General features: G+C 40.7%; 25 protein-coding genes and 1 pseudogene. 17 read left to right on the plus strand and 9 right to left on the minus strand.

Annotation, left to right across the window (positions count from 1 at the left end; translation table 11 throughout):
- The first annotated feature begins 91 nt into the window (after nt 1-91).
- The 14 genes from B554_RS0110960 (at nt 92) to B554_RS0111025 (ending at nt 14,752) form a co-directional block, all read left to right on the plus strand.
- Entirely contained in the window at nt 92-2,275 is a 2,184-nt protein-coding gene (locus tag B554_RS0110960; RefSeq protein ID WP_019458077.1) for a carboxy terminal-processing peptidase, read from the plus strand.
- A gap of 139 nt (nt 2,276-2,414) precedes the next feature.
- Nucleotides 2,415-3,713, plus strand: coding sequence for a glycosyltransferase family 4 protein (locus tag B554_RS0110965; protein WP_081400363.1), 1,299 nt, complete (start codon nt 2,415-2,417; stop codon nt 3,711-3,713).
- Nucleotides 3,714-3,737: 24 nt separating this feature from the next.
- Nucleotides 3,738-4,289 carry a phosphatase PAP2 family protein gene (locus tag B554_RS0110970; protein ID WP_019458079.1) on the plus strand — a complete coding sequence of 184 codons (552 nt, stop codon included), beginning with the start codon at nt 3,738-3,740 and terminating at the stop codon, nt 4,287-4,289.
- A gap of 99 nt (nt 4,290-4,388) precedes the next feature.
- Nucleotides 4,389-4,589, plus strand: coding sequence for a Fe-S cluster assembly protein IscX (gene iscX, locus B554_RS0110975; RefSeq protein WP_004698764.1), 201 nt, complete (start codon nt 4,389-4,391; stop codon nt 4,587-4,589).
- A gap of 113 nt (nt 4,590-4,702) precedes the next feature.
- A complete protein-coding gene (ndk, locus tag B554_RS0110980) occupies nt 4,703-5,134 on the plus strand; it encodes a nucleoside-diphosphate kinase (RefSeq protein WP_000963851.1) in 432 nt (143 codons plus the stop codon).
- A gap of 122 nt (nt 5,135-5,256) precedes the next feature.
- Nucleotides 5,257-6,489, plus strand: a complete 1,233-nt coding sequence (gene rlmN / locus B554_RS0110985; protein ID WP_004698763.1) for a 23S rRNA (adenine(2503)-C(2))-methyltransferase RlmN — start codon at nt 5,257-5,259, stop codon at nt 6,487-6,489.
- Nucleotides 6,490-6,504: 15 nt separating this feature from the next.
- The gene (gene pilW, locus B554_RS0110990; protein WP_193760137.1) at nt 6,505-7,305 is read left to right on the plus strand and encodes a type IV pilus biogenesis/stability protein PilW; all 801 of its coding nucleotides are present in this window, start codon (nt 6,505-6,507) and stop codon (nt 7,303-7,305) included.
- On the plus strand, nt 7,296-8,087 hold the full coding sequence (locus B554_RS0110995; protein ID WP_004698761.1) for a helix-turn-helix domain-containing protein: 792 nt from the start codon (nt 7,296-7,298) through the stop codon (nt 8,085-8,087). Before pilW ends, B554_RS0110995 begins: the two co-directional genes overlap by 10 nt.
- Nucleotides 8,088-8,108: 21 nt before the next feature.
- A complete protein-coding gene (gene ispG / locus B554_RS0111000) occupies nt 8,109-9,224 on the plus strand; it encodes a flavodoxin-dependent (E)-4-hydroxy-3-methylbut-2-enyl-diphosphate synthase (RefSeq protein WP_004698760.1) in 1,116 nt (371 codons plus the stop codon).
- Entirely contained in the window at nt 9,221-10,513 is a 1,293-nt protein-coding gene (hisS, locus tag B554_RS0111005) for a histidine--tRNA ligase (protein ID WP_019458081.1), read from the plus strand. Before ispG ends, hisS begins: the two co-directional genes overlap by 4 nt.
- A gap of 28 nt (nt 10,514-10,541) precedes the next feature.
- A complete protein-coding gene (locus B554_RS0111010; RefSeq protein ID WP_002053293.1) occupies nt 10,542-11,240 on the plus strand; it encodes a YfgM family protein in 699 nt (232 codons plus the stop codon).
- Nucleotides 11,240-12,385: an outer membrane protein assembly factor BamB gene (bamB, locus tag B554_RS0111015; RefSeq protein WP_019458082.1), complete on the plus strand. Its 1,146-nt coding sequence runs from the start codon at nt 11,240-11,242 to the stop codon at nt 12,383-12,385. Before B554_RS0111010 ends, bamB begins: the two co-directional genes overlap by 1 nt.
- A 187-nt stretch (nt 12,386-12,572) precedes the next feature.
- Nucleotides 12,573-13,982, plus strand: coding sequence for a ribosome biogenesis GTPase Der (gene der / locus B554_RS0111020; protein ID WP_019458083.1), 1,410 nt, complete (start codon nt 12,573-12,575; stop codon nt 13,980-13,982).
- 113 nt (nt 13,983-14,095) lie between these two features.
- Entirely contained in the window at nt 14,096-14,752 is a 657-nt protein-coding gene (locus B554_RS0111025) for a 4'-phosphopantetheinyl transferase family protein (RefSeq protein WP_019458084.1), read from the plus strand.
- Nucleotides 14,753-14,819: 67 nt separating this feature from the next.
- On the opposite strand, the gene secB is transcribed toward B554_RS0111025, so the two are convergent.
- From secB to rsgA, 4 genes and pseudogenes are all read right to left on the minus strand, one after another.
- Nucleotides 14,820-15,278 (minus strand): protein-export chaperone SecB, encoded by a 459-nt coding sequence (gene secB / locus B554_RS0111030; protein ID WP_004698753.1) that lies wholly within the window; start codon nt 15,276-15,278, stop codon nt 14,820-14,822.
- Between the two features lie 27 nt (nt 15,279-15,305).
- Nucleotides 15,306-15,563: a glutaredoxin 3 gene (gene grxC, locus B554_RS0111035; protein WP_002114715.1), complete on the minus strand. Its 258-nt coding sequence runs from the start codon at nt 15,561-15,563 to the stop codon at nt 15,306-15,308.
- 11 nt (nt 15,564-15,574) lie between these two features.
- The gene (locus B554_RS0111040) at nt 15,575-15,991 is read right to left on the minus strand and encodes a rhodanese-like domain-containing protein (protein WP_004698745.1); all 417 of its coding nucleotides are present in this window, start codon (nt 15,989-15,991) and stop codon (nt 15,575-15,577) included.
- 97 nt (nt 15,992-16,088) lie between these two features.
- Nucleotides 16,089-17,145, minus strand: a pseudogene (gene rsgA, locus B554_RS0111045) (ribosome small subunit-dependent GTPase A).
- Nucleotides 17,146-17,270: 125 nt separating this feature from the next.
- On the opposite strand from rsgA, the gene orn reads away from it, so the two are divergent.
- The 3 genes from orn (at nt 17,271) to B554_RS0111065 (ending at nt 19,665) form a co-directional block, all read left to right on the plus strand.
- A complete protein-coding gene (orn, locus tag B554_RS0111050; protein WP_000099436.1) occupies nt 17,271-17,837 on the plus strand; it encodes an oligoribonuclease in 567 nt (188 codons plus the stop codon).
- Between the two features lie 156 nt (nt 17,838-17,993).
- Nucleotides 17,994-18,725, plus strand: coding sequence for a Bax inhibitor-1/YccA family membrane protein (locus B554_RS0111060; protein ID WP_019458086.1), 732 nt, complete (start codon nt 17,994-17,996; stop codon nt 18,723-18,725).
- 136 nt (nt 18,726-18,861) lie between these two features.
- Nucleotides 18,862-19,665: an enoyl-ACP reductase gene (locus B554_RS0111065; RefSeq protein ID WP_004698737.1), complete on the plus strand. Its 804-nt coding sequence runs from the start codon at nt 18,862-18,864 to the stop codon at nt 19,663-19,665.
- A gap of 69 nt (nt 19,666-19,734) precedes the next feature.
- Here B554_RS0111065 and B554_RS0111070 read toward each other — a convergent pair whose 3' ends face one another.
- The 5 genes from B554_RS0111070 to lptE form a co-directional block, all read right to left on the minus strand.
- Entirely contained in the window at nt 19,735-21,132 is a 1,398-nt protein-coding gene (locus B554_RS0111070; protein ID WP_081400369.1) for an efflux transporter outer membrane subunit, read from the minus strand.
- Nucleotides 21,133-21,154: 22 nt separating this feature from the next.
- The gene (locus tag B554_RS0111075; RefSeq protein ID WP_019458089.1) at nt 21,155-23,149 is read right to left on the minus strand and encodes a MacB family efflux pump subunit; all 1,995 of its coding nucleotides are present in this window, start codon (nt 23,147-23,149) and stop codon (nt 21,155-21,157) included.
- Nucleotides 23,150-23,151: 2 nt separating this feature from the next.
- Entirely contained in the window at nt 23,152-24,492 is a 1,341-nt protein-coding gene (locus tag B554_RS0111080; protein ID WP_019458090.1) for a MacA family efflux pump subunit, read from the minus strand.
- Between the two features lie 107 nt (nt 24,493-24,599).
- Entirely contained in the window at nt 24,600-25,589 is a 990-nt protein-coding gene (holA, locus tag B554_RS0111085; protein ID WP_019458091.1) for a DNA polymerase III subunit delta, read from the minus strand.
- 20 nt (nt 25,590-25,609) lie between these two features.
- Nucleotides 25,610-26,119, minus strand: coding sequence for an LPS assembly lipoprotein LptE (gene lptE / locus B554_RS0111090; RefSeq protein WP_004698727.1), 510 nt, complete (start codon nt 26,117-26,119; stop codon nt 25,610-25,612).
- Nucleotides 26,120-26,133 lie beyond the last annotated feature (14 nt).

A 26,133-nucleotide genomic window follows, 5' to 3' on the forward strand; every position in this document is an offset into this window, starting at 1 on the left:
CAATTTAGTTGGTTAAGATGTTGAATCTGCTTAGTTCATATCGAAAACAGAGCGTGTAAGATACGAACACCCAAGGAAGTATTAAGAATTTATGAAACTTCAAACTATAGCTTGTGCAGTAGCAATCGCGACTGGCGGTTTATTCTTCTCTCATACGATGAACGAAGCAAGAGCAGCAACTAATACTGCTGCTGTTTCTCAATCGATCCAGCCAACGCAAGAGCAGGCCTTGGTGGCTCGTCAACTGGCAACTTTAGTTGATCGCCAACATTATTTAAATATGCGACTAGATGCGAATACATCTAATCGTATTCTCGATATGTACTTAGACAGTCTTGATCCAGACCACTCATTATTTTTAGACGCTGAAGTTCAAAATTATAAAAAACTCTATGGTTCAAATTTTGGTGCTTCATTAAAAGCGGGGAACTTAAATGGACCGTTTGCAATTCACCAGCAATATCGTGAACGCTTAAAACAATTTTACGAGTTCATGCTGGCTGAGTTAAAACAACCACAAAATTTAAAACAGCCAAATAGCTATATTGAAGTAGATCGCGAAAAAGCGCCGTATTTTAAAACAACGGCTGAGCAGCAAAATCACTGGCGTAAAATGCTGGTATCACAGTTAATCAATTTGACGATTAGCCGTGAAGAGGAACAAGCAAAACAAAAGGCGCTTAAAGAAAACCCGTCACTTGCTGATGGTCAAGACTTAACAGGCCCAGAAGATTTAACACCAGCGCAGACTTTGACTAAGCGTTATACACGTCAGCTTGAAAGAATTAGCCGTGTGAAAAGCGACGATGTTTTAGATAAAACATTAAATGCAATGTTGGCGACTTATGATCCGCACAGTAATTATTATCCACCAATTGATGCGATAGAACTAAATCGCCAAACGACCTTACAACTTGAAGGTATTGGGGTATCGATTCGTCCAGAGCGTGGCAATGAAGATTACACCAAGATTGAAACCATTGTAGAAGGTGGTCCTGCAAGTAAGTCTGGTCAAGTGAAATCAGGAGATCGAATCGTTGGAGTCGCTCAAGAGGGCGGTAAAATGATCGATGTGGTGGGTTGGTCAAGTTCGGAAATTGTTGGACTTATTCGTGGTAAACGTGGCACTAAAGTAACGCTTAAGCTTCTTGGTGCGGGTGCATCAATGAGTCAGGCACGTAATGTGACTTTAGTGCGTGATGTTATTCAAGAAGAAGATGCTGGTGTTCGTTCACGTACAGTAGAAGTAACACGCGACGGTAAAAAGCACTTATTAGGTGTCATTGAAATCCCATCGTTCTATTTTGACTATCGTTCACGTCGCGCTGGTCAGCAATATCGTTCAGTTTCTGAAGACACTGCAAATGCTTTTGAGGCATTAAAAGCCAAGAAAGTAGAAGGTATTATTATTGACTTACGTAATGACCCAGGTGGTTCATTAGAAGAAGTTGCACGTATGCTTGGACAGGTAATTAAGTCAGGTCCGGTTGTGCAAATTCGTGACGGCAATGGCAATGTCAGTGTATTTGAAGACAACGATGGCGGTCAGCAAATCTATACAGGTCCACTTGCTGTATTGGTGAACTTAGCATCAGCGTCTGCAAGTGAGATTTACTCTGCGGCAATTCAAGACTATGAGCGTGGCATTATTATTGGTAGTACAACTACAGGTAAAGGTACAGCTCAAGTTCAACTTGATACTTTGGCATACGGTCAAGCGACCTTAACTCAGCGTAAATTCTACCGTGTTACTGGTGGTAGTACCCAAAACAAAGGTGTAGTGCCAGATATTAAGCTTGTCGATATCTATAACGAAGAGTTTGGTGAGCGTAAATCGAAGAATGCGTTGAAGTGGGATACGATCCCGACTGCGCCATTTAAACGTGAAGGTTCTGTTCAACCGTATGTTGCGAAGTTGTCTCAACTTTCAGAACAGCGTGTAGGAGTTGACCCACAGTTTAAATATTTAAATAAACGTACGGCTATCGCGAAGGTTACGAGTGACCAAAAGCAAGTTGTACTTGATATTGATAAGCGCCGTGCTGAGCTTCTTGGTTTAGAAAAGCAAACTTTAGATGCTGAAAATGAGCGTCGTGCAGCAACAGGTCAAAAGCCTTTTGCAAACTGGGAAAGCTATCAAGCTTCATTAGATGCGTTAGCTGAATCTCGTGCCAAAATGAAAGCTAACCAACGTCCTGCGTTGCCAGAAGAAGAAACATTTGTGAATGAAGCGGCAAATGTACTTATGGACTATGCAAAATTGCAAAACCGTTAAGTTCTTTTGTCTGTTTTACGAAAAAGCGCGCTGTTCTCAGCGTGCTTTTTTAATTTTTGATGTCAGTAAACTGTCATGCATTTATCATCAAAGTGTCAAGAAAGCTGCTTAATCTTTAAGCATGAAAATAAATACATTGATGGATGGCGCTATGCAAGGCTCATTCGCGACAGCACTATTAAAACAACAGCAACTTCCTGAAAGCTTCCAATTCCATTTCAAACAAAAACAGCAGTGGTCTAATACTCAGGGATTGCATCAACTCCATGATTTAGTCCGTCCACGTTTAAAAATTGCCATTGTGACAGAGACATGGCCACCAGAGATTAATGGTGTTGCACTCTCGCTATTACAGTTGTGTCAAGGTTTGCAAAAACAAGGTCATAAAATTTTACTGGTTCGACCAGAACAAAAAGCCAAATGTCATGATTTTTTGCCAGAACAAGAATGTCTGGTTATGTCACAAGCCATACCAAAATATCCAACTTTGCAATTTGGCTGGCCTCAATATTTAAAAGTTTCAAAAGCTTTTGAAAAGTTTGTCCCTGATGTTGTACACATTGTGACGGAAGGGCCTTTGGGCTTAACTGCCATGCAAGCTGCCAAGGCAAAAGATATTCCAGTTTCTAGTGGCTTCCATTCACCATTTCAAGATTTTAGTCGATTCTTTGATTTGGCTTTCTTGGTTAAGCCAATCCAAAAATACCTTTGCTGGTTTCATAACAATACTCAAGTGACCTGTGTGCCGAGTAAAGATACAGAGGAAGCCTTACGTGGTTTTGGTATTACCTGCCCACTTATTGTGGTTGGACGAGGGGTTGATACCACGCGCTTTTCACCAAAGCATCGCTCAGAAAGCTTACGCCAGCAATGGGGTGTCGATGCCGATACACGTGTCATGCTGTATGTAGGGCGTTTATCACCAGAAAAAGAAGTGCAATTGATTGTTGAAAGTTATGCAGCCATGCAAAACATGCAGCAACATAAAACTAAATTGGTGGTAGTAGGAGATGGCCCAGATCTGGCTCGACTAAAAGCACTGCCAGAAGCGAGAAATGTTGTTTTTACTGGTAGTTTGCGTGGACATGAGTTGGCGACTGCCTATGCAAGCGCAGACGTATTTGTGTTTGCGAGTCAAGTTGAAACGTTTGGTAACGTAGTTTTAGAGGCAATGGCAAGCGGTTTGCCAGTTATCGCGTATGATTATGCTTGTGCACATCAATATTTAGTCCATAACGTAAGTGGCTGGTTAAGTCCACTTGGACAGAAAGACCATTTTATACAACAAATTTATCAACTCCCTTCAGTACAACAACTTAGAGAAATGGGCATACAAGCCTGTCGTAAAGTACAGCAAAGCGGTTGGCAACTTCCGGTACAGCAATTAGAACAGGCATTTTATCAGGTAGTGAAGGAATCCTCGGTGGACTTCACCTAAGTATCCTAAAATAGGAGAACGACCATGAAATTAAAGAATGCAAAAATAAAAATACTCGATCTCGATTTGAGAGGCTGTTTATATCTCAATCATTTTTCTCACTCACAACGTGTGGCTTTATTCTTCAAAATTATTAGCCGTGCGGGCGATGGGCCATTTTGGTACCTCATGCTAGCAATTGTATGGGGAATGCATGGCATTACCTACAGTTTGCAAATTATCTATTTGTTAATTGGCGGCTCAATAGGAACGGCAATTTATAAATTTCTAAAACATAAAACGACGCGTCCACGTCCTTATCAAGTACATCAGGTGATTGTGCTTGGTGAAAGACCACTTGATCACTTTAGTTTTCCATCAGGTCATACGTTGCATGCAGTGATGGTGACAATTGTGTTGGGGTATATCCAACCTGTGTTGCTAGCCGCTATGTTACCGTTCATGGTACTTGTTGCTTTGTCTCGTATGGTGCTTGGACTTCATTATCCAAGTGATGTGATTGTCGGGGCTCTTATTGGTGCATCAGTGGCAAGCATCATTATATTTGTAGCGCCATTATTAAACATTGCTTTATAACGAACAGTAATTTTTATCAGCTTAAGCTATCGATTAGGTTTATGGATTTGCTAAAGTACGCAGTTCGTGATTTAGCAGATTAAACAGATAGGAGCCGCTATGGGCTTACGTTGGACAGATACGATTGATATTGCCATTGAATTGTCAGAAGCACATCCAGAAGTTGATCCGCAATGGATCCGTTTTACCGATTTACATGCATGGGTATGTGCATTACCAGACTTCAGTGATGACCCAAATAAATCAACCGAAGGATTGTTAGAAGGTATCCAAATGGCTTGGATAGACGAAGTTCGTTAAAAACAGTAGAAAAAATCGCAACTTTTACACATTCAAAGCTGATTATTACCTATGACATCGGTATAATGCTGCAAATTTTTTAAAGTTTAAATCTTAAAATAAAGGAGCCACTCATGGCTATTGAACGTACTTTGTCTATCGTAAAGCCTGATGCTGTGTCTAAAAACCACATCGGTGAAATTTTTGCTCGTTTCGAAAAAGCGGGTTTAAAAATTGTTGCGACTAAAATGAAACACCTTTCTCAAGCTGATGCTGAAGGTTTCTATGCAGAGCACAAAGAACGCGGTTTCTTTGGTGACTTAGTTGCATTCATGACTTCTGGTCCAGTTGTAGTATCTGTTCTTGAAGGCGAAAACGCAGTTCTTGCTCACCGTGAAATTTTAGGCGCTACAAACCCTAAAGAAGCGGCTCCTGGTACTATCCGTGCTGATTTCGCTGTAAGCATCGACGAAAACGCTGCTCACGGTTCTGACTCAGTTGCTTCTGCAGAGCGTGAAATTGCGTACTTCTTTGCTGACAACGAGATCTGCCCACGCACTCGTTAATCGAAAGCATTCAAACCAGATAAGTGGTATACTACTTATCTGGTTTTTTTATTCTCTCAAGAGCATATTGTCTGATTCTTGAACAATATCTTCTGTTTTTGACATGGTTTAGGTAAATACACATGAGTTCTGCAGTGGTCGTTTCATCTGAAAATCTTGATGGACAGCAGCAATCTTCGTCCACGCCAGCATCGCCTGCTGCCGAAAAAGTGAATTTACTCGGCATGTCACGCGCGCAATTAGAAAAATTCTTTGAAGATATTGGTGAGAAAAAGTTTCGTGCCGGACAGGTCATGAAATGGATTCATCAGTACTTTGTTACTGATTTTGCTGAAATGACCAATATTTCAGGAAAGTTGCGTGCAAAACTTGAACAAATTTGTGAGATTAAAGCTCCTGAAGTTGTTCACCGTCACTATTCAAAAGATGGCACACGTAAATGGGTGTTTCGCGTAGGTGAGGGGGCAGGTTCTTTAGTTGAAACTGTATTAATTCCTGCCGAAGATAAAACAGGCTTACGCAAAACTTTGTGTATTTCATCACAAGTAGGCTGTGCATTGGACTGCTCATTTTGTTCAACAGGTAAGCAAGGTTTCCAACGCGATTTAACGCCAGATGAAATTATTGGGCAACTCTGGATGGCAAACTATTCTTATATGGAAGAAGTGCCTGTTGCTGACCGTGAACGTTCAGTGACCAATGTCGTGATGATGGGTATGGGCGAACCTTTGCTCAACTATGATGCTGTATTAAGCTCAATGCAGATTATGCTTGATGACTTTGCTTATGGTATGTCAAAACGTCGTGTGACCTTATCAACTTCAGGTGTTGTACCGAAAATTGACCAACTTGCGCAAGATATTGATGTTGCATTAGCAATTTCTTTACATGCACCAAACGATGAGTTGCGTAATGAACTTGTGCCTATTAATAAAAAATATCCATTGGCTCAGTTGATTGCAGCATGTCAGCGTTATATTGCCAAAGATGGTAATGAAAGTACGCGTAAACATGTGACCATTGAATATGTGATGTTAGAAGGCGTGAATGATCAGCCTGAACATGCACAGCAAATGATTAAATTATTAAAAAATTTACCAAGTAAAATTAACTTGATTCCATTTAACCCATTCCCGCACGCGCCATATGGCCGCTCAAGTCGAAATCGTATTATCTCGTTCCAAAAAACTTTGTCTGATGCCGGATTTGTGTGTACGATTCGTCAAACACGTGGTGATGATATTGACGCTGCATGTGGACAGTTAGTGGGTCAAGTGGCTGATAGAACCCGCCGTGCTGAACAATGGCAGAAAAAAGTGACACAGCGTCAAGAGATTTTACGTACACAAGGATAAAGTTGAGGGAAGACTTTGAGTACTCCGAAGTTAAAGATCATGTTATGTATGGGGGTTGCAGTTGCATTTCTGGCAAGTGGTTGTCAGACGTCGCCAACACTAAAAAAGGACCCGGAAAAAGCAGTTAAGGTGCGTACGCAGCTTGCTGCAGAATACATTCGTTCTGGTGACTTGGACTCAGCAAAACGTTCCCTCGACCAAGCTCTAAGTATCGAGAGTCGTGATGCAACGGCAAATATGATGATGGGTATTTTATTGCAACAAGAAGGCAGTAAACCCAATTTAGAAAAAGCAGAACATTATTTTAAACGTGCAATTTCTTCTGAGCCAGATAATGCTCAGGCGCGTAATAATTATGGTACGTATTTGTACCAAATGGAACGTTATAATGATGCTGTCGAGCAGTTCCGTATTGCTGGTGCAACATTAGGTTATGACCAACGTTACCAAGCCTTAGAAAATCTGGGGCGGATTTATTTAAAATTAGGTGATATTGCGAGTGCTGAAAAAACATTCAAACAAGCGCTCTTTGCTAACCGTGACTCTTACATTTCAATGTTAGAGTTAGCAGAAATTTTTTATTTGCAGCAGCAGATTCCGGCTGCTACACAAATGTATGAGCAATATGTTCGTACAGTGGGGCAGAAAAATCAGGGTGCTCGTGCACTTTGGATTGGTTTAAGAGTGGCTCGAGCCAATGCGGATAAAATGGGAATGCAAGTTTTAGTAAATCAATTACGTGCTTTATTCCCGGAAAGTCCAGAATATCAACGTTATTTGCAATTACAGTATAGTACTGAGGCCGTATGGAAATAAATCCTAATTCACAGCAGCCAACTGGCTCAAGCTTACCGACTTCTGCTTTAGGAAATATTCAACGTCCTGGTGAGTATTTACGTCAAATTCGTGTTTCTCAGAAAAAAGAATTAGAGCAAGTATCTTCAGACTTAAATATGCCGTTGAAAACGCTAAGTGCATTAGAGCAAGACGATTATAAATCTTTGCCAGAAGCAACTTTTATCAAAGGTTATTATCGTTCTTATGCAAAATATTTAAATGCTGATGCAACTGCAATTATTCAGCGTTTTGATGAGATTTATGCAAATGATACAGGCCTTTTGCCAAATCATGCTTTAAACAATTCACCAATTAAAATCATGGGTAAATTACCGGGTTCTAATAGTGATCGTAATAAAAAATGGTTAAAGCGTGCATTGCTTGCGATTTTGATTATTGCTGTAGTGTCATTGATCGTGATGGGCGTTCAAAAATGGACTTCAAACAAAGGTGAGACTGAGGTGCCAAAAGCAAATCAGTCTAATGTTGAAGTTTTACCTATGAAAGGAAATGGCTCTGCAACAGCAGGCGATCAATTGGTGTTAAACTTTAACCGTCCAACTTCTGTTCATATTGTAGATGCAACAGGTAAGGTTTTAGCGACAGGTCGTCAGGCATCGACTTTAACCTTAAATGGGGAGTCTCCATTCCAGATTCGTCTTGATGATGCAACAGCTGTGTCATTAAGTCTAAACCAAGAACAGATTTCATTGTCTCCATATACGGTAAACGGTAAAGCTGAATTCCGTTTATCCCGCTAATACCATGAGTTGAGCGATACAATGATAGAGAACCCAATTAAACGTCGACCAACACGTAAAATTCGTGTTGGTTCGGTCTATGTCGGTGGCGATGCACCTATTAGTGTGCAAAGTATGACAAATACCGAAACTTGCGATGTCGATGCAACTGTGGCTCAGATTGAGCGTTGTGTTGACGCAGGTGCAGATATTATGCGTGTTTCAGTTCCTTCTATGGAAGCAGCTGAGGCTTTTGGTGCAATCCGTAAACGTGTTTCAGTTCCACTAGTGGCTGATATTCACTTTGACCATAGAATTGCTTTGGCAGTTGCAGACTATGGTGCAGACTGTTTGCGTATTAACCCAGGTAATATCGGTTCAGACCAGAAAGTTCGTGAAGTTGTTGCTGCTGCACGTCATCACGGCATTTCTATGCGTATTGGTGTGAATGCGGGTTCTCTAGAAAAAGATTTACAGAAAAAATATGGCGAGCCTACAGGGCAGGCACTGCTTGAGTCAGCTTTACGTCATATTGATATTTTAGACCGTCTAGATTTCCATGAGTTTAAAGTCAGCGTAAAAGCATCAAATGTATTTTTGACCATGGATGCTTATCGTTTGCTTTCTCAACAAATTGATAATCCATTGCACTTAGGTGTAACCGAGGCTGGTATTTACCGTACAGGTACTGTGAAATCAGCGATTGCTCTTGGCGGGTTGTTGATGGAAGGTATTGGCGACACCATGCGTATTTCGCTTGCTGCTGAACCTGAAGACGAAATTAAGATTGGTTTTGATATCTTAAAATCGCTTGGTCTACGTTCTAACGGGATTAATTTTATTGCTTGTCCAAGTTGTTCTCGTCAAGAATTTAACGTGATTCAGGTGATGCAAGCCTTAGAAGAGCGTTTAGAAGATATCCGTACGCCAATGGATGTGTCAGTGATTGGTTGTAAGGTAAATGGCCCGGGTGAAGCAAAAGAAGCAGATATCGGGGTTGTTGGGGCTGCGCCTCGCTCACTGGTTTATCGTAATGGTGAGAAAAGCCATTTAATCGATACCGATCAATTGGTTGATGAAATCGAAACAATGGTTCGTCAACGTGTTCAAGAGCTTGAAGAAGCTAAATCTAAAGAAATTATTCGTAGTTCATCATGAGTTCAATAGTCGCAATCAAAGGTTTTAATGACGTCTTACCAACGCAAACATCAGCGTGGAGACGTCTCGAGCAGCATTTAGCATTGTTAATGGATGCTTATGGTTACCAACAAATTCGTTTGCCGATCGTTGAACAAACGGGACTGTTTAAACGTGCTATTGGTGATGCAACCGATATCGTTGAAAAAGAAATGTACACATTCTTCGATAAAGGAAACCCACCTGAATCATTAACTTTGCGTCCAGAAGGGACGGCGGGTTGTGTACGTGCGTTGGTTGAACATAACTTATTGCGTGGTGCTACGCCGCGTGTGTGGTATATGGGACCTATGTTCCGTTATGAAAAACCACAAAAAGGCCGTTACCGTCAGTTCCACCAGTTCGGTGTTGAAACTTTTGGTGTGGCAACTCCTGATATTGATGCTGAATTGATTCTGTTGACAGCTCGTTTGTGGAAACGCATGGGCGTTGATCACATGGTTCAGCTTGAGTTGAATACGTTAGGTGAAACAGATGAGCGTACAGAATATCGTAATGCTTTGGTTGCGTTCTTAAATGAGCATAAAGATGCTTTGGATGAAGATTCACAGCGTCGTTTAACGACTAACCCATTACGTATTTTAGATTCTAAAATTGAATCGACTCAGAAAATTCTGGAAAATGCGCCGAAATTACATGATTTCTTAAAAGAAGATAGCTTAAGCCACTTTCAACAATTACAAGATTATTTGACTGCTGCTGGCGTTAAATTTGTAATTAACCAAAAATTGGTACGTGGTTTAGATTACTACAATAAAACTGTTTTTGAATGGACAACAACATCGTTAGGTTCGCAAGGCACAGTATGTGCAGGTGGACGCTATGATGGTTTAGTTGGTCAGCTGAAAGGTAAGGCAGATCAATCTGTACCTGCTGTTGGTTTTGCAATGGGGATGGAGCGTTTATTGCTTCTACTTGAGCAAGTTGAACAAGCTGAAACTGTACGTGATTGTGAAGTGTTCTTGGTTGCAGAGCCTGCTTACCAAGCTAAAGCATTGGTTTTGGCAGAGCAATTACGCGATCAGCTAGAAGCAGCGAATAGCAATGTTCGCATTAAAACGGGTTCACAAGGCAGCATGAAGAGTCAGATGAAAAAAGCTGATCAGGCTGGGGCTGTTTACGCCATGATTTTAGGCGAGCGTGAATGGGAAGCACAGCAGCTTGCTATCAAAGAGTTAGCAACAGCTGAGCAGACACAAGTTGCAATAGCTGAACTCGTACCATTCTTAATTGAAAAATTTACAAAATAAACTGAAACATCTGGAAAAGGACAATCACATGAGCTTAAGTGATGAAGAACAATTCGACAGCTTAAAGTCGTTCGCCAAAAAATATGGTTCTGCCATGATTAGCGGGATTCTCATTGCATTGATTGCCTTTTTTGGGTGGGAATATTGGCAAAAAAGAAATCTTGCAACGAGTCAGACTGAAACTGCAAAAGTACAGCAGTTAATGGATGAGGCAAATGCAACAGCCGATAATCCAAATGCTTTAGCTTCAATAACAGCTTCGGCAGATAAACTTGTAAAAGACGATATTGATTCAGTTCAGGCAATACAAACTCAATTTGTATTGGCAAAGCTTGCATATGAAAAACAAGATTATGCGGCTGCTGAAAAAGCTTTGAAAAAAGTTGAAAACTCAAAAGTAAAAGATGAAGGACTGATTCAGGTTGTAAAATTGCGTTTAGCAGATGCACAATTGGCGCAAAACAAATATGATGAAGCTCTAAAAACTTTGTCTGGTAATGTCGATCCGGCATTTAAAGCAACAGTAGAAGAGTTACGTGGTGATATCTTTGTTGCGAAGAAAGATATTGATTCTGCTAAAAAAGCGTATCAAGCTGCATGGGATTCGTTACTGGAACGTAAACAAGAGCGACAAATTTTACAAATTAAACTCGAAAGTGTTGGCGTTTTAGTTGAAGATCCACAGATTGAGCGCCCAATTTTGGAAACACAGGTGGAAGAGTCTTAATGAATCAGAAATTCAAACTGCCTTTGGCAATTGCAATCGCATCAGCTGTATTGGTGGGATGTTCTAGCAACAAAGTAAAAGAAGCAAAACCAAATCCACTACCGAAATTGACTGAGTCGACAAAGGCTCTAGTACCGGTGTTTTCACGCAGTGTTTCTTCTACGAATAAGGCAGATCCATTACGTTTACAACTTGACGCTAATGAAGGCGTTGTCTTTACCCTTGATCCTAAAGGTGAAGTTGCAGCATATCGTGGCAAACAACGTCTTTGGGAGAAAAAAGTAAGTAAATTGGGCTTAAGCTCTGGTGTTGAAGCGGCTGAAGGTATTGTTGTTGTGGGTAACAGCAAAGGTCAGTTATTTGCTTTAGATCAAGCAACAGGTGAACAAAAATGGACTGCACAATTATCTGGTGCATTATTAAGTCCTTCTTTAGTTCAGTCTGGACGTGTGATTACAATTGCAAATGACGGTACTGTTTTTGCACATGATGCATCATCAGGACAACAAGTTTGGGCATACAAATTACCAAACGTTCAGTTTAGTTTACGCGGTCAGCCATCGCCAGTGAGCCTTGATTCACGCACTGTTCTAATTGCTTCAGCAAATGCTTATGTTTATGCAATTGATATCATTAGCGGTATTCCACGTTTCCAACGTCGTGTTGCGGTAAGTGAAGGTCGTTCTGATATTCAACGCCTGATCGATATTGATGGTGATCCAGTTGTTGCAGGCCAGCTTATGGTGACAACAAGCTTCCAAGGGCAAGTCACAGTGACTGATTTGGCTTCTCAACGTGTAGTTTGGAGTGAAGATTCAAGCAGTACAAAACGTCCAGAAGTTTATGACAATAAAGTATTTGTTTCATCAACTGATGGCAAGCTGACTGCTTATGATTTAACGACAGGCGAGCAGCTTTGGCAAAATGACAGCTTGTTGAATCGTCATTTAAGTAATCCTGTTGTATTAGGCCAAAATTTAATAGTCGGTGATTTGGATGGTGTTTTACACCTGATCGACCCGGCAACAGGTAAATTGGTAGGACGTTCTAAAACGAGTGGTGAGGTCAATACATTACGTGTTATTGAGAATCAACTCTACGTTTCGACCCAAAAAGGCGATTTAAGTATTTGGCAGAATCGTTAATTTTGTTCGCTTGTGCTAAAATAGCCGCTTAACAAATTACGCTGTTAAAAAATATCGGGGTGTTTGAATTAAATCAGTTCAAAGCCCCGTCTTTTATTATGGTCATATCTGACCTTAAAATATATCTCCTGTATTGTTTCTAATGCTCATGCCATGAGATATGGCTGGTCTTGATTAAGGTTATTGTATGAAACCCGTTATTGCGCTCATTGGTCGTCCGAATGTCGGAAAATCAACGTTATTTAACCAGATTACCAAGAGTCGTGATGCACTTGTAGCCGACTTCGCGGGTCTGACTCGTGACCGTAAATATGGTGATGCGACTTATCAAAATAAGTCTTTCATTGTTGTTGATACTGGCGGTATCGGTGAAAGTGAAGGCGGTATCGATAACTACATGGCCGAGCAGTCAAAAACAGCCATCAACGAAGCAGATATTATTATTTTTGTAGTTGATGCGCGTGCTGGTTTGTTAGCTTCTGATGAGCAAATTGCTCGTGAACTTCGTACTTTAGGTAAGAAAATTTATCTTGTTGCGAACAAGGTAGATGGCGTACATGCTGAAGCTGCTTTAGTTGAGTTTTATAAACTTGGTATGGGCGAACCATTACAAGTTGCAGCAAGTCATGGTCGTGGCGTTCAGCAAATGCTTGAAGATGTACTTGCAGAAGTTCCAGAAGATGAAAACCCAGATGAACATGACAAAGATACTGGCTTACGTTTAGCCATTATTGGTCGTCCAAACGTGGGTAAATCAACGTTGGTAAACCGCTTACTTGGTGAAGACCGTGTAGTTGCATTTGACCAACCGGGTACAACTCGTGATTCTATTTATATTCCGTTTGAGCGTGAAGGCCGTAAATACACCTTAATTGATACAGCGGGTGTGCGTCGTAAAGGTAAAGTTGATGAAATGATTGAGAAGTTCTCAATTGTTAAAACTTTACAGGCTATGAAAGATGCACACGTTGTGGTTGTTGTGGTCGATGCACGTGAAGGTATTGTTGAGCAAGACTTACATTTAATTGGCTATGCGCTTGAAGCTGGTCGTGCCATGGTAATCGCCATTAACAAATGGGATAACATGTCTGAATACGATCGCAAGCAATGTAAGCTTGATGTTGAGCGTCGTTTTGACTTTATTCCTTGGGCAAAAATTCATTTAATTTCTGCACTGCATGGAACAGGGGTAGGTGATTTATATCCTTCTATCCATCGTGCCTATGAGTCTGCGAACTTAAAAGTATCACCAGCGAAATTAACTCAAATTTTGAGTGATGCAACAGAAGCTCACCAACCACCGATGATTAGTGGAAAACGTATTAAAATGCGTTATGCGCACATGGGCGGACAAAACCCACCGACTATTGTGATTCATGGTAACAAGGTTGATAAAACACCTGCGGACTACCGCCGTTACTTAGAGAACGTGTTCCGTAAAGTATATAAACTTGAAGGTACGCCAGTTCGTATTGACTTTAAAACTTCTGAAAACCCGTTTGAAGGTCGTAAGAGTCAAGTTGATGAACGTACAGCTGCGCGCCGCCGTCGTTATATTCAGAAATTCAAGAAAGCGGAAAAGAAATTTAATCGTTAATTTGTATGAATGTAAAAAAGCCCAAAGTATTCTTTGGGCTTTTTATTATATGGTTTAATAAGTTATTGTTACTTTTATATTAGTTTTACTCCCAGATAGAATGGATTTAAAAAATGATTGATAGAAATATTGAAGTCTATACAGGGAAGCTAGATACATTTTTAAAACAACAACAAAAAGACTTTCCCGACTTTCGTACATTTAATGATTATAAAAAGCAGCAAATACAGCACATTAAAAATAAGTTATTAGCTCAAAAGTTAAGTGTAAACCCAACAGATTTGCAATTTGCAAAACATGAATATGGCAAACCTTATTTATTGGGTCATACTTTGCATTTTAACCATTCGCATAGTCAGCAATATTATGCTTTGGCGCTAAGTGAACGTGTTAAAGATATTGGTATAGATGTTGAAGAACTGGATCGTAAAGTACGTTTAGATAGTCTGGCACAACATGCCTTTCACGCTGATGAATATGCAACATGGCAAAATCTAGAACAAGATAGAGAGTTTTGGTTTAAAGTTTGGACCACTAAAGAAGCTGTTTTAAAAGCTTCAGGTCTTGGTATACGTTTGGATTTAAATACTTTAAATACTCAAGTGCATCCTACCAATCATGGTGGATTATGCTCGCATGAACTTATTGGAACGTTTGCTTATCAAAACTTTATCTTAGGTAACATGATTTTAACGGTCGCATGGCGTTCCGAGCAGTCTTGCCGTGGGTTTCAGTTTCCTTCTATTCAGCTTCATTCGCTTGATGGCTAACAAACGAAACAGTAGATATAAAAAAACCGCGAATTACGCGGTTTTTTTGTTTAGAGCAAGCTATAAATTAAGCTTGACCTTCAACGGCAGCAGCTTGAGCACGTTCCATATTTGCTTCGAACTCTGCATCAAAATTGATAGGAGTAAGAAGTAATTGAGGGAAGCTACCCTTAGTGACTAAGTCATTTACAGCTTCACGTAAGAACGGGAACAAAATGTTCGGGCAGTATGCACCCAAAATGTAAGGTAAGCGGTCTTCTTCGATGTTATCGATTAAGAAAATACCAGATTGAGTTACATCTACGATGAACGCTGTTTCATTGTCATTATTGGCTTCAACCACAACTTTTAAAGATACTTCAAAGTGAGTTGGGTCAATCTTTTCTGCAGCAGAAGAAAGATTGATGTTAAGTTCAGGTTGCCATTGTTTAGTAAAAACTTGTGCCCCTGGAACCTCAAAAGAAATATCTTTTGTATAAATACGTTCTAAAGCTAATTGTGGTTGAACTTGTTGTTCTTCGCTCATTGTTTTTTCCTTAATATGGATGCGAGGTTAAGCCAATAATTCGTCGAGTTTACCTTCACGCTCTAAAGCATAAAGTTGGTCAAAACCACCGATAAACTGATCATTAATAAAAATTTGTGGAACAGTACGGTGATTGGTACGTTGCATTAATTCAACACGTACTTCTGGTGCTTCAACAGAAAGATTTACTTCTTTGTAAGCAACACCTTTACGCTCAAGTAATTGTTTCGCGCGAACGCAATATGGGCATACAGAAGTTGAGTAAACAATGACATTTGCTGCCATAACAATTCTCCTTAAGCTTTTGGTTTGCTTTTAACGAGAGGTAAGCCTTGAGCTTTCCAGTTACTGATACCACCATCGAGGCGATAGCTGTCATGGTGAGCGACTTTTTGTAAAGCGCTACCAGCAACTTGCCCTAGGTTGCAAATAAATACCAATGGACGGTCACTTGCTTTTAATTCATCAGCATGACTTGCAATTTGGCTATAAGGAATATTGCGGCTACCACTAATGTGACCTTCGCGGAAGTCTTTGCTATCGCGTAAGTCAATTAAAATAGCATTCTTCGCTTTCACTAAAATACCAAGCGACTGTGGAGAAATTTTACGACCGTTACGTTGACCTTCAAAAATGAAGAACAATACGATCAAGACTCCGAGTGTACCAAACAAAATGGGGTGATTCCCCATAAACTCTAACCAGCGTTCCACAAGTCACCTAAAAAAATTAAAAACAAAATTGACCTAGAGTATAGCGTATATAGATGGTGATCAAAATCACCACTTCAAGGGCAAAAGGGGTAGAAAATTAGTTTTTTTGCTGCGCTTCTTGAATCTCATCGATTAAACGTAAGAAGCTGTCTAAGCGTCGTGGCAAAATTTCACCTGCTTCAACGGCCTGCTTTAAGCCACAATTCTTTTCATGAGTATGCGTGCAATTACGGAACTGACACGAACCTAAATGCGCTTCAATTTCAGGAAAACCCATACGAATTTTTTCTAAATCGAGATGCCAAAGCCCAAACTCACGAATTCCCGGCGAATCAATTAAGGCACCATTTTTACCAAAGTTGATTAAGCGCGTAGAAGTCGTGGTGTGTTGGCCAAGTGCAGAGTTTTCAGAAATGATATTGGTTTTCTGCTCGGCATCTGGAATAAGCACATTAATAAGCGAGCTTTTGCCAACACCTGATTGACCAACAAAAGCAACGGTTTCACCATCAAGTCGTTGAGATAATGTTGAAATATCACCTTTAGAATGACAAATCATGCTTTCATAACCTAAATCTTCATACTCTTTGAGCATGTCGAGAATCGGATCGTTTTCAGTGAGTAGATCTGATTTATTCAGCACTAAAAGAGCAGGAATATTTGCATCTGCACATGCCACTAAGTAGCGGTCAATCAAAGTAGGTGCTGGTTCTGGAAGTGGAGCAAAAACAATAACGATTAAACTGATATTGGCTGCCACAGGTTTTACTTTGTGATAGCGATCTGGACGAGTAAGCAGTGAAGTACGTGGGTGAATGGCTGTAATAATGCCTAAACCCGTATTTGGGTCTGCCTGCCATTTAACACGATCACCAGTTACAAGTAACTCAAGATTAGTTCGAGTATGGCAACGCCATACGCTTTTGAGCTCAATCGGTTTCCAAAATGGTTCTGGTTCGCCTTCGGCAACTTGAGGTTTTTCTGGGTGATGCTCGGGTACAGAAAGTGCCTGTACTTCAAGTTGACGGCCATAGTGCTGTACAACCAGCCCATCTAGATCTTGAAGTATCGACTTCTTCTTGGCGAGTTTTATGCTGTTTTTCAATACGACGTTGCTGTTGCTCAGTTAAACGACGCTTACGAATTAGAGCCATTCATATCCCAAAAAAACCATTGTTTGAAGACCGCAAAAATAGCACGAAGCTGGTATGGAATTACAGCGCAGAAGCAAGAAATTTGCTACTATTGATGTTTTTACGGCATTTTAGAACGTACATACATGAGCAGTACTTTAAATACACGATTAATTTGGATTGATCTGGAAATGACCGGTTTAGATACCGACAACGACCAGATTATTGAAATCGCAACAATTATTACAGATGATCATTTAAATGTACTTGCCGAAGGTCCGGTTTTGGCTATTCATCAACCTGATCGTATTTTAAATGCAATGGATGAGTGGAACACTCGCCAGCATGGCCAGTCAGGTTTAATTGAACGAGTTCGTCGTAGTAAGTTGACCGCCCGTGATGCTGAGTTACAAACTTTAGAATTCCTAAAAAAATGGGTGAATCCAAAAGTTTCACCCATGTGTGGTAACTCGATCTGTCAGGATCGCCGTTTCTTACACCGTCTTATGCCTGAACTTGAGCAGTATTTCCACTACCGTAATCTTGATGTATCTACGGTAAAAGAACTTTCAAAACGCTGGCGCCCTGAAATCATGAGCGGTTTGAAAAAGAATGCATCGCATTTGGCAATGGATGATATTCGTGACTCAATTTCTGAACTTAAATATTACCGTGAATACTTTTTCATTATGAATACTGATGGTAAAGATTAATGACGTTGTTCAAGTAAAAATGAAAAGGGGGCTAAAGCTCCCTTTTTTATTGTTTAAAGGACATTGTTACAATAATGCCAAGGGCTAATTTGGCTTTCATATTCATTTTGCTTAAAATGATGTTTTAAGTTTATTTATTATAAAAAGAGAGCATTTATGCAAAGTAATAACCCGATACTGACTCGCGTTGAAACGGTCAGTGACTATAGTCAACCGATGACCGTGCAAGGTGCGATTCAAAAATCTGTGATGTTGACCATCATTGCTGCCGCAGTGGGTGTCGCTTTATTTTTCTATGCAGCCTTTACTGCAAATGTTGGTATTGCTTATGCAGCTTCAATTGTGGGTGCAATTGGTGGCTTGGTTTTAGCTTTAATTACAACGTTTAAACCAACAACTGCGCCAACATTAGCAATTCCGTATGCCTTATTTGAAGGGGCGTTTCTAGGTGGTATTTCATTTACTTTCCAGTTGAAATATCCTGGCGTTCCTCTTCAAGCTTTATTGGCAACCTTCGTAACCACTTTAGTGATGTTTGGTCTCTATAAGTTCCAAATTATCCGTGCTACTGAAAAGTTCAAATCAGTTGTTGTCTCTGCATCTTTAGCGATCTTTATTGTATTTATCGTGCAGATGGTTATGCGTTTAGCATTTGGTTCAAGTGTTCCTTATATTTTTGAAAGTAACTGGTTAGGAATTGGTTTTGCTGCATTTGTTGCAGTGATTGCTTCACTTAACTTAATTTTAGATTTTGATTTAATTGAAACTAACGCAGCATATCGTGCTCCAAAATTCATGGAATGGTTGTGTGGTATTGCGTTGCTTGCAACTTTGGTCTGGATGTATATCTCGTTCTTACGTCTACTTGGCTTATTGGCTGATGACTAAAATTTAGATCATAAAAAGTCGCTCCGCTATAGGGGCGATTTTTTTTCGTGCGATTTTTGAAAAAAGATGCATTATGCAATTTCGAAAACTGCTGAATATTGGCATTATGCTGAAAATTGTTTTGAGTGAGATCGGCATGACACAAGGACTTTTAGCAGGTAAGCGCTTTTTGATTGCAGGCGTTGCTAGTAAATTATCAATTGCTTTTGGTATTGCCCAAGCATTACACCGTGAAGGTGCTGAGCTTGCGTTTACTTATCCAAACGAAAAATTAAAAAAACGTGTAGATGAGTTTGCTGAGCAATTCGGTTCTAAGCTTGTGTTTCCATGTGATGTTGCCGTTGATGCTGAAATTGATAATGCATTTGCGGAACTTGCAAAACATTGGGATGGCCTAGACGGTGTTGTGCACTCAATCGGCTTTGCTCCTGCACACACACTTGACGGTGACTTCACTGACGTGACTGACCGTGACGGTTTTAAAATTGCTCATGACATTAGCGCATACAGCTTTGTTGCAATGGCACGTGCTGCAAAACCTTTATTACAAGCTCGCCAAGGTTGTTTATTAACTTTGACTTACCAAGGTTCTGAGCGCGTTATGCCTAACTACAACGTAATGGGTATGGCGAAAGCATCTTTAGAAGCTGGTGTTCGTTACTTGGCATCAAGCTTAGGTGTTGATGGTATCCGTGTAAACGCGATTTCTGCAGGTCCAATCCGTACTTTAGCTGCTTCTGGTATTAAATCTTTCCGTAAAATGTTAGATGCTAACGAAAAAGTTGCACCATTAAAGCGTAACGTAACAATTGAAGAAGTAGGTAATGCCGCGTTATTCCTATGCTCACCTTGGGCTTCAGGTATTACTGGTGAAATTCTATATGTAGATGGTGGTTTCAATACTGTAGGTATGAGCCAATCTATGATGGATGATGAATAAGTTTTAAAATTTATTCAGACATAAAAAAAGCCGTAGTTGAATGACTACGGCTTTTTTAGTGGGCGCAAGTTATTGCGGCAACTCTTTTACAGGCGAACCACCTAACGCCTGCATAAGGGTAACATAAGCGTTGTATTGGCTTTGTTTGGTTTCAACAAGACTCAAGCGCGCAGTACGAGTAGTTTGCTGGGCATCAAGAAGTGTTTTTAATGCAACAGCACCGTAACGATAACGCACTTCAGTTAAACGTTCGGTTTTTTCTGCAAGTTCAACATTACGTGCTTGAAACTCTACTTGTTTGTCGAGTTCAGTACGACTTGATAACGCATTTTCTACATCAGCGAAAGCCTGATAAAGCGTTTGGCGATATTGAATAATCGCTTTTTCATAATCAAGGTTGCTAATCGCGATATCTTTCTTCATATCGTTATATTGCAAAAATGGTAAGCTTAAACTCGCTCCAAGCGTGAGGGCAGGGTTACGTAATAACTCCGTTAAAGATGTACTACTTGAACCTAAACTACTGGTTAAGCTAATTGACGGATAGTAGCTTGCTTTAGTCGCATCTTTGGTTGCTAGTGCCTTTCTTAAACGAAGCTCGGCTGCTTGCAAGTCAGGGCGGCGTGACAAAATATCCGCTGGTAAACCCGCACCAATAGCAGGCAGCGCTGTACGTGGTAAACGCTGTGGTTCTTGAATGTTGAGCTGTTGTACAGGTTCATGCAATAACACTGCAATCGCTGTACGTGTTTCAACAAGCTGTTGCTCAATTTGGCTTAAACTTGCTTTCTGGCTTTGAACAGACTGCTCGGCTTGCGTAAGGTCTAAGCCCGAAACTGCACCTGCTTTATACTGAGTTTGAACTAACTGATAAAGCTTTTGTGAAGTGGCTAAGCTTTGTTGTGCAGTTGCATAACGTTCATTTAAATAGCCCAGTTGCCAGTAGAGTTTCGCTGTAGTGGCAATCAGACTTTGCCCTGTAGACTGTAAGTCTTGTTCAGTCGCTAAAGCTTCCCATTTACTTGCTTCGGTTTGACGAGCAAGCTTGCCAAACAAATCAAGTTCATAACTTACGCCTGCACTTAAGGATACTCCTTTAGCACTATCATCGCCTGAATTTAAATCGAAACTATGACCTGTAGAAACATTTGAACTGGTACGCAAGCCTTGTTGATTTGCAGTTAAATCAGCTTTCAGGCGAGCTTGCTTTAAGGTGATCCCTGCAACAGCCAAATCGCTATTACGTTCTAATACGTTGTTTACGAGTTGGTTGAGCTGCGCATCGTTAAAAAGTGTCCACCAACGGTCAGAGTATTGTGCAACTGATACAGTTTTCGTTTTAGTTGGGTTGTCGTACTGAAAGCTACCCGGAACCTGTACAGACGGTGCTTGGTAAGGTGTTTTAACCATTGCTGCACATCCCACAAGAGAACTGGTGAGGAGAAGTGCTGCGCTAAGTTTAGTCATTGAAAAAGACATGCAATTTTCCTTATTCTCGTGATAGTGCTGCAACAGGGTCGAGTTTTGCAGCATTTTTGGCAGGCAAGAAACCGAATACGACACCAATTAATGTTGAGCAAACAAATGCAGCCACAATAGAGGTCGTCGAATATGCCACTGCAAAATTACCTGCGGCCACTTTGTTAATGAGCTGTCCTAGGCCGAGCGAAAGTAATACGCCGAGTACACCACCAATTAAACACACTAAAATTGCTTCGATTAGGAACTGCTGCAAAATATCACTTTGTCGAGCGCCGACAGCCATACGTACCCCAATTTCTTGAGTACGTTCAGTCACCGAAACCAACATAATATTCATTACACCGATACCACCAACCACCAAAGAAATGACAGCAATTGCTGAGACCAGAAGCGTCATGGTGCTGGTTGTTTTCTCAATGGTTTGGCGAATACTGTCACTGTTCATGGTGAAAATATCTTGGGCACCGTGGCGCTGTGTTAATAAGTTAACAATCGCGTTTTCAGCGGCGTTGGTCGAGTATTTATCGTTAATACGTACGACAATATTACGAACATGGGCTTGCCCTAACATACGGCTCATGACCGTGGTATAAGGCATATACACATTGAGTGTATCATCTGAACCCATACCGCTAGTTTGAGGCTCTACAATCCCGATAATACGAGCCGGCACACTACCGAGTAATACCACTTGCCCAATTGGGTTGGTGCCATCACTAAAGAATTGTTTTTGAGTATTGGTATCAATGACTACATCTTGTGAGCGGTCGCGGACACTACGCTGGTCAAAGGTTTGACCATCTTTGAAGACAAGTCCCTTTACGTCAAAGAAGTCGTTACTTACGCCATTAATGGTCGCATTCGCTTCATTTTGTTGATAACGCATAGTCTTGGATGTGCTGACCATTGGACTGACTGCACTCACATAAGGCTGCGTCATTAATGCGTCAGCATCGGCAGGCACCAGCGTTTTAAAATTGGCTGTTTTGGAGTTGTCACCAAAACCACGACCTTGGAATACCGTAATTGTGTTAGTACCGAGGCCACTAATATTTTCCAAAATCTGCTTTTGTGAACCATTACCCAGCGCTACCACCGTTACGACAGATGCAATACCAATAATGATCCCTAGCATGGTCAAAAAGGTACGCATGCGGTGTGCGTTCATGGACAGCAAAGCCATTTGGAATGCTTCAGATAAGCGGTCTAAGGTTGAACGCCAAGCTGAAATACTTTTGCCTTTTTTCTGCTTGTTTTGTAGAGCAGGGGCTGCATCTGGGTCAGTTTTAACTTCTTCTGTAGATTGGTCTGGAATATTAGGACGGTCACTAATAATTTCGCCGTCACTAATTTCGATAATACGCGTTGCATTTTTTGCAACTTGCATATCGTGTGTAACCAAAATAATGGTGTGACCAGCCGCATTGAGTTCACGCAAAATTCGCATAACCTCAACACCACTATGTGAGTCGAGTGCACCTGTTGGTTCGTCGGCTAAGATTACATCACCGCCATTCATTAAGGCGCGGGCAATCGAAACACGTTGCTGTTGACCACCAGAAAGTTGGCTCGGTCGGTTTTGAGTTTTAGTGCCTAAACCTAATTCAGTGAGTAGGGCAGTTGCACGTTGTTTACGGTCTGAAGGAGTAACACCTGCATAAACAGCTGGAACTTCAACGTTACCTTCGGCTGACAAGTCACCGAGTAAATGATAACGCTGGAAAATAAACCCAAAATATTCGCGGCGTAACTGCGCTAACTGGTCGGGTTCTAGCTTACCGGTTTCTTGACCATTAACCTTATAACTCCCACTTGTTGGGCGGTCCAGACAGCCCAAAATATTCATGAGTGTTGATTTACCAGAGCCGGACTGACCGACAATGGCAACCAGTTCGCCTTCATAAATGGTCAGGTCAATGCCTTTTAAAATTTGAATCGTGCTTTCGCCAGCAGGGAATTCCCGGACCAGATTGCTGACTTCAAGCAAAGCTTGTTTTGTCATGCTTACATTCCCATTGGACCGCTACGGCGACGGTTATTACCACTATTTGCAGAAGCTGCAGAGTTTTCTGAACTATCAGCAATCACAACTTGGTCACCTTGTTTTAATCCGGCAAGTACTTGTGCGTTTACACGGTTGTTAATACCCACCAAAATTTGCGTTGGTTTAGTCGTACCATCTGCTTGTAAAATACGAACGACACTCAGCGTTGCTTTGCCTTGTTCAATAAGTTGTTTTTGTTCAGGAGTTAAATTTAAGCGTTCTAAACGAGCACCATTACCTTCATGTTTTCGCTCTGCTCTTGGTGTAGAGCTTGCTTTGTCAGCTGTTTGACCAGGTTTTCTTTGACCAGAAAATTGTTTACTACTTAAAGCAGAAGATGGAACCAATAAGGCATTTTTTGCTGAATCTAATACGATATAAACTTGAGCAGTCATATCAATACGCAATTTGCCATCTGTATTTGGAACGTCAAATAAAGCGTTGTAGTAAACAGCTGAACTGCTAGTTGAACTTGTTGTGCTGTTTGATTCACTAGAAATTGAATCTGGAGCAGGCTCAATCTGACGTAAAGTCGCATAACGCTTGCTGTCATCGCCTAGAGTAGTGAAGTAGACCTGTTGACCTTTTTCTACTCGCATAATATCGGCTTCACTCACCTGCGCTTTAATCGTCATATTTTGCAGTTTCGCAATTTTAACGATTGTAGGAGCACTTTGGTTCGCGTTTACGGTTTGGCCTTCTTCAGTCACAATCGCAACAACCGTACCATCAGTTGGCGCAACAATACGTGTATAGCCAATATTTGTTTGTGCTGTTGAACGAGTAACTTTCGCAGACTCAATTTGTGCATCTAATGCTTTAACTTGTGCCTGAGCGGTTTTATAAGCAGCTTCAGCTGACTCTAAATCTGCACGAGGTGTTGCATCTTGAGCATACATTTGTTGCTGACGACGATACTCAAGTTGTTTTTCATTTAAAGATGCCACTTGTTGAAGGCGCTGTGCTTCTAAGTTTTTAATATTGGCATCGGATGTTTTTAAACTGTTTTCTTGGGTAGTCGAGTCAATTTGTGCAATGAGTTGACCTTGTTTGACCTGATCGCCAAGCTGTACATACATCTTTTTAACCTGACCAGATACCTGAGCACCGACACTAATCAGTTTGGTTGCATCAAGCGTACCGGTTGCAAGTACATTATTCTCAATATCTCCGCGAGTTATCTCGGCAGTAATATATTGAGGCTGCTGTTGTTTAGGCTTTAAAAACTTCCAAGCTAATACAGCAATAACGGCTATACAGACGACAATAATAACGAGTTTAATTGGCTTTATTTTTGGCATGGCGAGAGGTCGAAAAGTCTAAAATTTTAATTAGTATAAGAGTCAATTGAGGATAAAACGTGAATTTTTATGATATTTCAATCAAGCAGGCAAAGGATTTGACTGTTCTATTGTATAAATAATGTTTTCCCACACAACTCGGCAATTGCCTGTTGCATCAAATGTTCGGCATTTTCGTTAGACATGCCTTTGATCGCAGCATCGATTTGCAAGAGTAGAGTAGACCAGCCTAAAAACTGCTGTGGATTGAGTCTTCTTAAAGCTTGCTGATATAAGCTAACTTTTGTTTTCCAAATACCGAGTTGCAATGCATTATGCGGTTGTTCAAACAACTGCATGAGTAAACGCATTTCTTTACTTAATGTCCATAAGATCAGGCTTTCAGGTTCACCAGAACCAATTAAATACTGGAATATCTTAATCGACTGCGCGAGATTACCTTCTAATAAAGCATCGCTTAAGTCGTAAGTGGTGTAACGGGACTGATCTTGTAGACATGCATATAGCTGTTCAATTTGAATCAGCTTCTGGTCTGGGAAAGTATCACGTACACGCATCAAGCTATTTTTAGCAGCGAGTAAGTTGTGCTCATGATGCTGCATGAGCCACTGCCAAGCGTCATTATCGAGTTGAATTTCGAGCTTCTCTGCTTCAGCAGTTAAAATTCTTTGACGGTCTTGCGGATAGTTGGCAGTCAAAGCAACAACAACGCCGTTTGCTTCGACAACTTGGAAAAAAGCAGACTTTAAACTGCTACTGTCTTGTTTAGGTAAAACAATTAACAGCAGGTTAGTTTCATTATGTTGAATATAGCTTTTAAGCTGTTTTAGACCATTTGCATCGGGCTTGATATTGCCATGAACTTCAATCGCAAGTTGCTGCGAAAATAAAGACAAGCTGTTCAGTGCATTAAAAACATTTTTCCAGTCACTCACGCTACTAATGTCATAGCGCTGTCTTTCAATGTCTTGCTGCTGCCAGCTTTTGCGGAAAGTATCTAATAAGTTTTGTTCAAGTAATGGTTCCTGTCCATGCAGGATCCACGCACCCCGAGCTTCCGGAATGCGTTTAAGAGCTTGTAAATAGTCAAGTTTCATTACTTAAGAACAATTAAATCTTATGGTTGAGCTTTTGGTAAGCGGTTTGCTGAAATTTGACGAGTAATTTGCTGTGCAATGTCATCAATCACAATACGTTGTAAGTAACCTTCTTGCTGGTTCTCAGTGTTAACCGTTGCCAAGTCGTATTGATAACTACGAGATGCAGTTAAAGTACGTGGCTCGGTAATTTTATTACCTTGACGGTCTTCAATCTGGAAAGTCACAGTTAAGCGTAATAACACTTCTGTAAGCTTACCATTTAGAAGTTGACGACGCGGTGTGTACTCTAAAACATGAAGAACATACGCATCATTGTCATTGCTGAACTGAACGCCATTTGCAGCTAAATACACTTTTAATTGTGTTTCTAGGTCATCGGTTTTTGCCGGTAACTCAAGGCTTAACTTTTTATAAACAAGTGGAGTCGCAGTCGGGTTAGTTCCTTTTAAATGGAAACCACACCCGACTAAGCCTGCACTAAGGCCTAAGGTTAAAACAACAGCGGCTAAACGTTTGGCTAAGTGCATGCTTGATCCTCTCA

The sequence above is a fragment of the Acinetobacter sp. GG2 genome, from assembly GCF_000292385.1.
Taxonomy (GTDB): domain Bacteria; phylum Pseudomonadota; class Gammaproteobacteria; order Pseudomonadales; family Moraxellaceae; genus Acinetobacter; species Acinetobacter seifertii.

What these genes read in the sequence shown, in the direction of transcription:
- B554_RS0110960 (WP_019458077.1), top strand. Translation starts at nt 92, where the DNA reads ATGAAACTTCAAACTATAGCTTGTGCAGTAGCAATCGCGACTGGCGGT.
- B554_RS0110965 (WP_081400363.1), top strand. Translation starts at nt 2,415, where the DNA reads ATGGATGGCGCTATGCAAGGCTCATTCGCGACAGCACTATTAAAACAA.
- B554_RS0110970 (WP_019458079.1), top strand. Translation starts at nt 3,738, where the DNA reads ATGAAATTAAAGAATGCAAAAATAAAAATACTCGATCTCGATTTGAGA.
- iscX (WP_004698764.1), top strand. Translation starts at nt 4,389, where the DNA reads ATGGGCTTACGTTGGACAGATACGATTGATATTGCCATTGAATTGTCA.
- ndk (WP_000963851.1), top strand. Translation starts at nt 4,703, where the DNA reads ATGGCTATTGAACGTACTTTGTCTATCGTAAAGCCTGATGCTGTGTCT.
- rlmN (WP_004698763.1), top strand. Translation starts at nt 5,257, where the DNA reads ATGAGTTCTGCAGTGGTCGTTTCATCTGAAAATCTTGATGGACAGCAG.
- B554_RS0110995 (WP_004698761.1), top strand. Translation starts at nt 7,296, where the DNA reads ATGGAAATAAATCCTAATTCACAGCAGCCAACTGGCTCAAGCTTACCG.
- ispG (WP_004698760.1), top strand. Translation starts at nt 8,109, where the DNA reads ATGATAGAGAACCCAATTAAACGTCGACCAACACGTAAAATTCGTGTT.
- hisS (WP_019458081.1), top strand. Translation starts at nt 9,221, where the DNA reads ATGAGTTCAATAGTCGCAATCAAAGGTTTTAATGACGTCTTACCAACG.
- B554_RS0111010 (WP_002053293.1), top strand. Translation starts at nt 10,542, where the DNA reads ATGAGCTTAAGTGATGAAGAACAATTCGACAGCTTAAAGTCGTTCGCC.
- bamB (WP_019458082.1), top strand. Translation starts at nt 11,240, where the DNA reads ATGAATCAGAAATTCAAACTGCCTTTGGCAATTGCAATCGCATCAGCT.
- der (WP_019458083.1), top strand. Translation starts at nt 12,573, where the DNA reads ATGAAACCCGTTATTGCGCTCATTGGTCGTCCGAATGTCGGAAAATCA.
- B554_RS0111025 (WP_019458084.1), top strand. Translation starts at nt 14,096, where the DNA reads ATGATTGATAGAAATATTGAAGTCTATACAGGGAAGCTAGATACATTT.
- secB (WP_004698753.1), bottom strand. Translation starts at nt 15,278, where the DNA reads ATGAGCGAAGAACAACAAGTTCAACCACAATTAGCTTTAGAACGTATT.
- grxC (WP_002114715.1), bottom strand. Translation starts at nt 15,563, where the DNA reads ATGGCAGCAAATGTCATTGTTTACTCAACTTCTGTATGCCCATATTGC.
- orn (WP_000099436.1), top strand. Translation starts at nt 17,271, where the DNA reads ATGAGCAGTACTTTAAATACACGATTAATTTGGATTGATCTGGAAATG.
- B554_RS0111060 (WP_019458086.1), top strand. Translation starts at nt 17,994, where the DNA reads ATGCAAAGTAATAACCCGATACTGACTCGCGTTGAAACGGTCAGTGAC.
- B554_RS0111065 (WP_004698737.1), top strand. Translation starts at nt 18,862, where the DNA reads ATGACACAAGGACTTTTAGCAGGTAAGCGCTTTTTGATTGCAGGCGTT.
- B554_RS0111070 (WP_081400369.1), bottom strand. Translation starts at nt 21,132, where the DNA reads ATGACTAAACTTAGCGCAGCACTTCTCCTCACCAGTTCTCTTGTGGGA.
- B554_RS0111075 (WP_019458089.1), bottom strand. Translation starts at nt 23,149, where the DNA reads ATGACAAAACAAGCTTTGCTTGAAGTCAGCAATCTGGTCCGGGAATTC.
- B554_RS0111080 (WP_019458090.1), bottom strand. Translation starts at nt 24,492, where the DNA reads ATGCCAAAAATAAAGCCAATTAAACTCGTTATTATTGTCGTCTGTATA.
- holA (WP_019458091.1), bottom strand. Translation starts at nt 25,589, where the DNA reads ATGAAACTTGACTATTTACAAGCTCTTAAACGCATTCCGGAAGCTCGG.
- lptE (WP_004698727.1), bottom strand. Translation starts at nt 26,119, where the DNA reads ATGCACTTAGCCAAACGTTTAGCCGCTGTTGTTTTAACCTTAGGCCTT.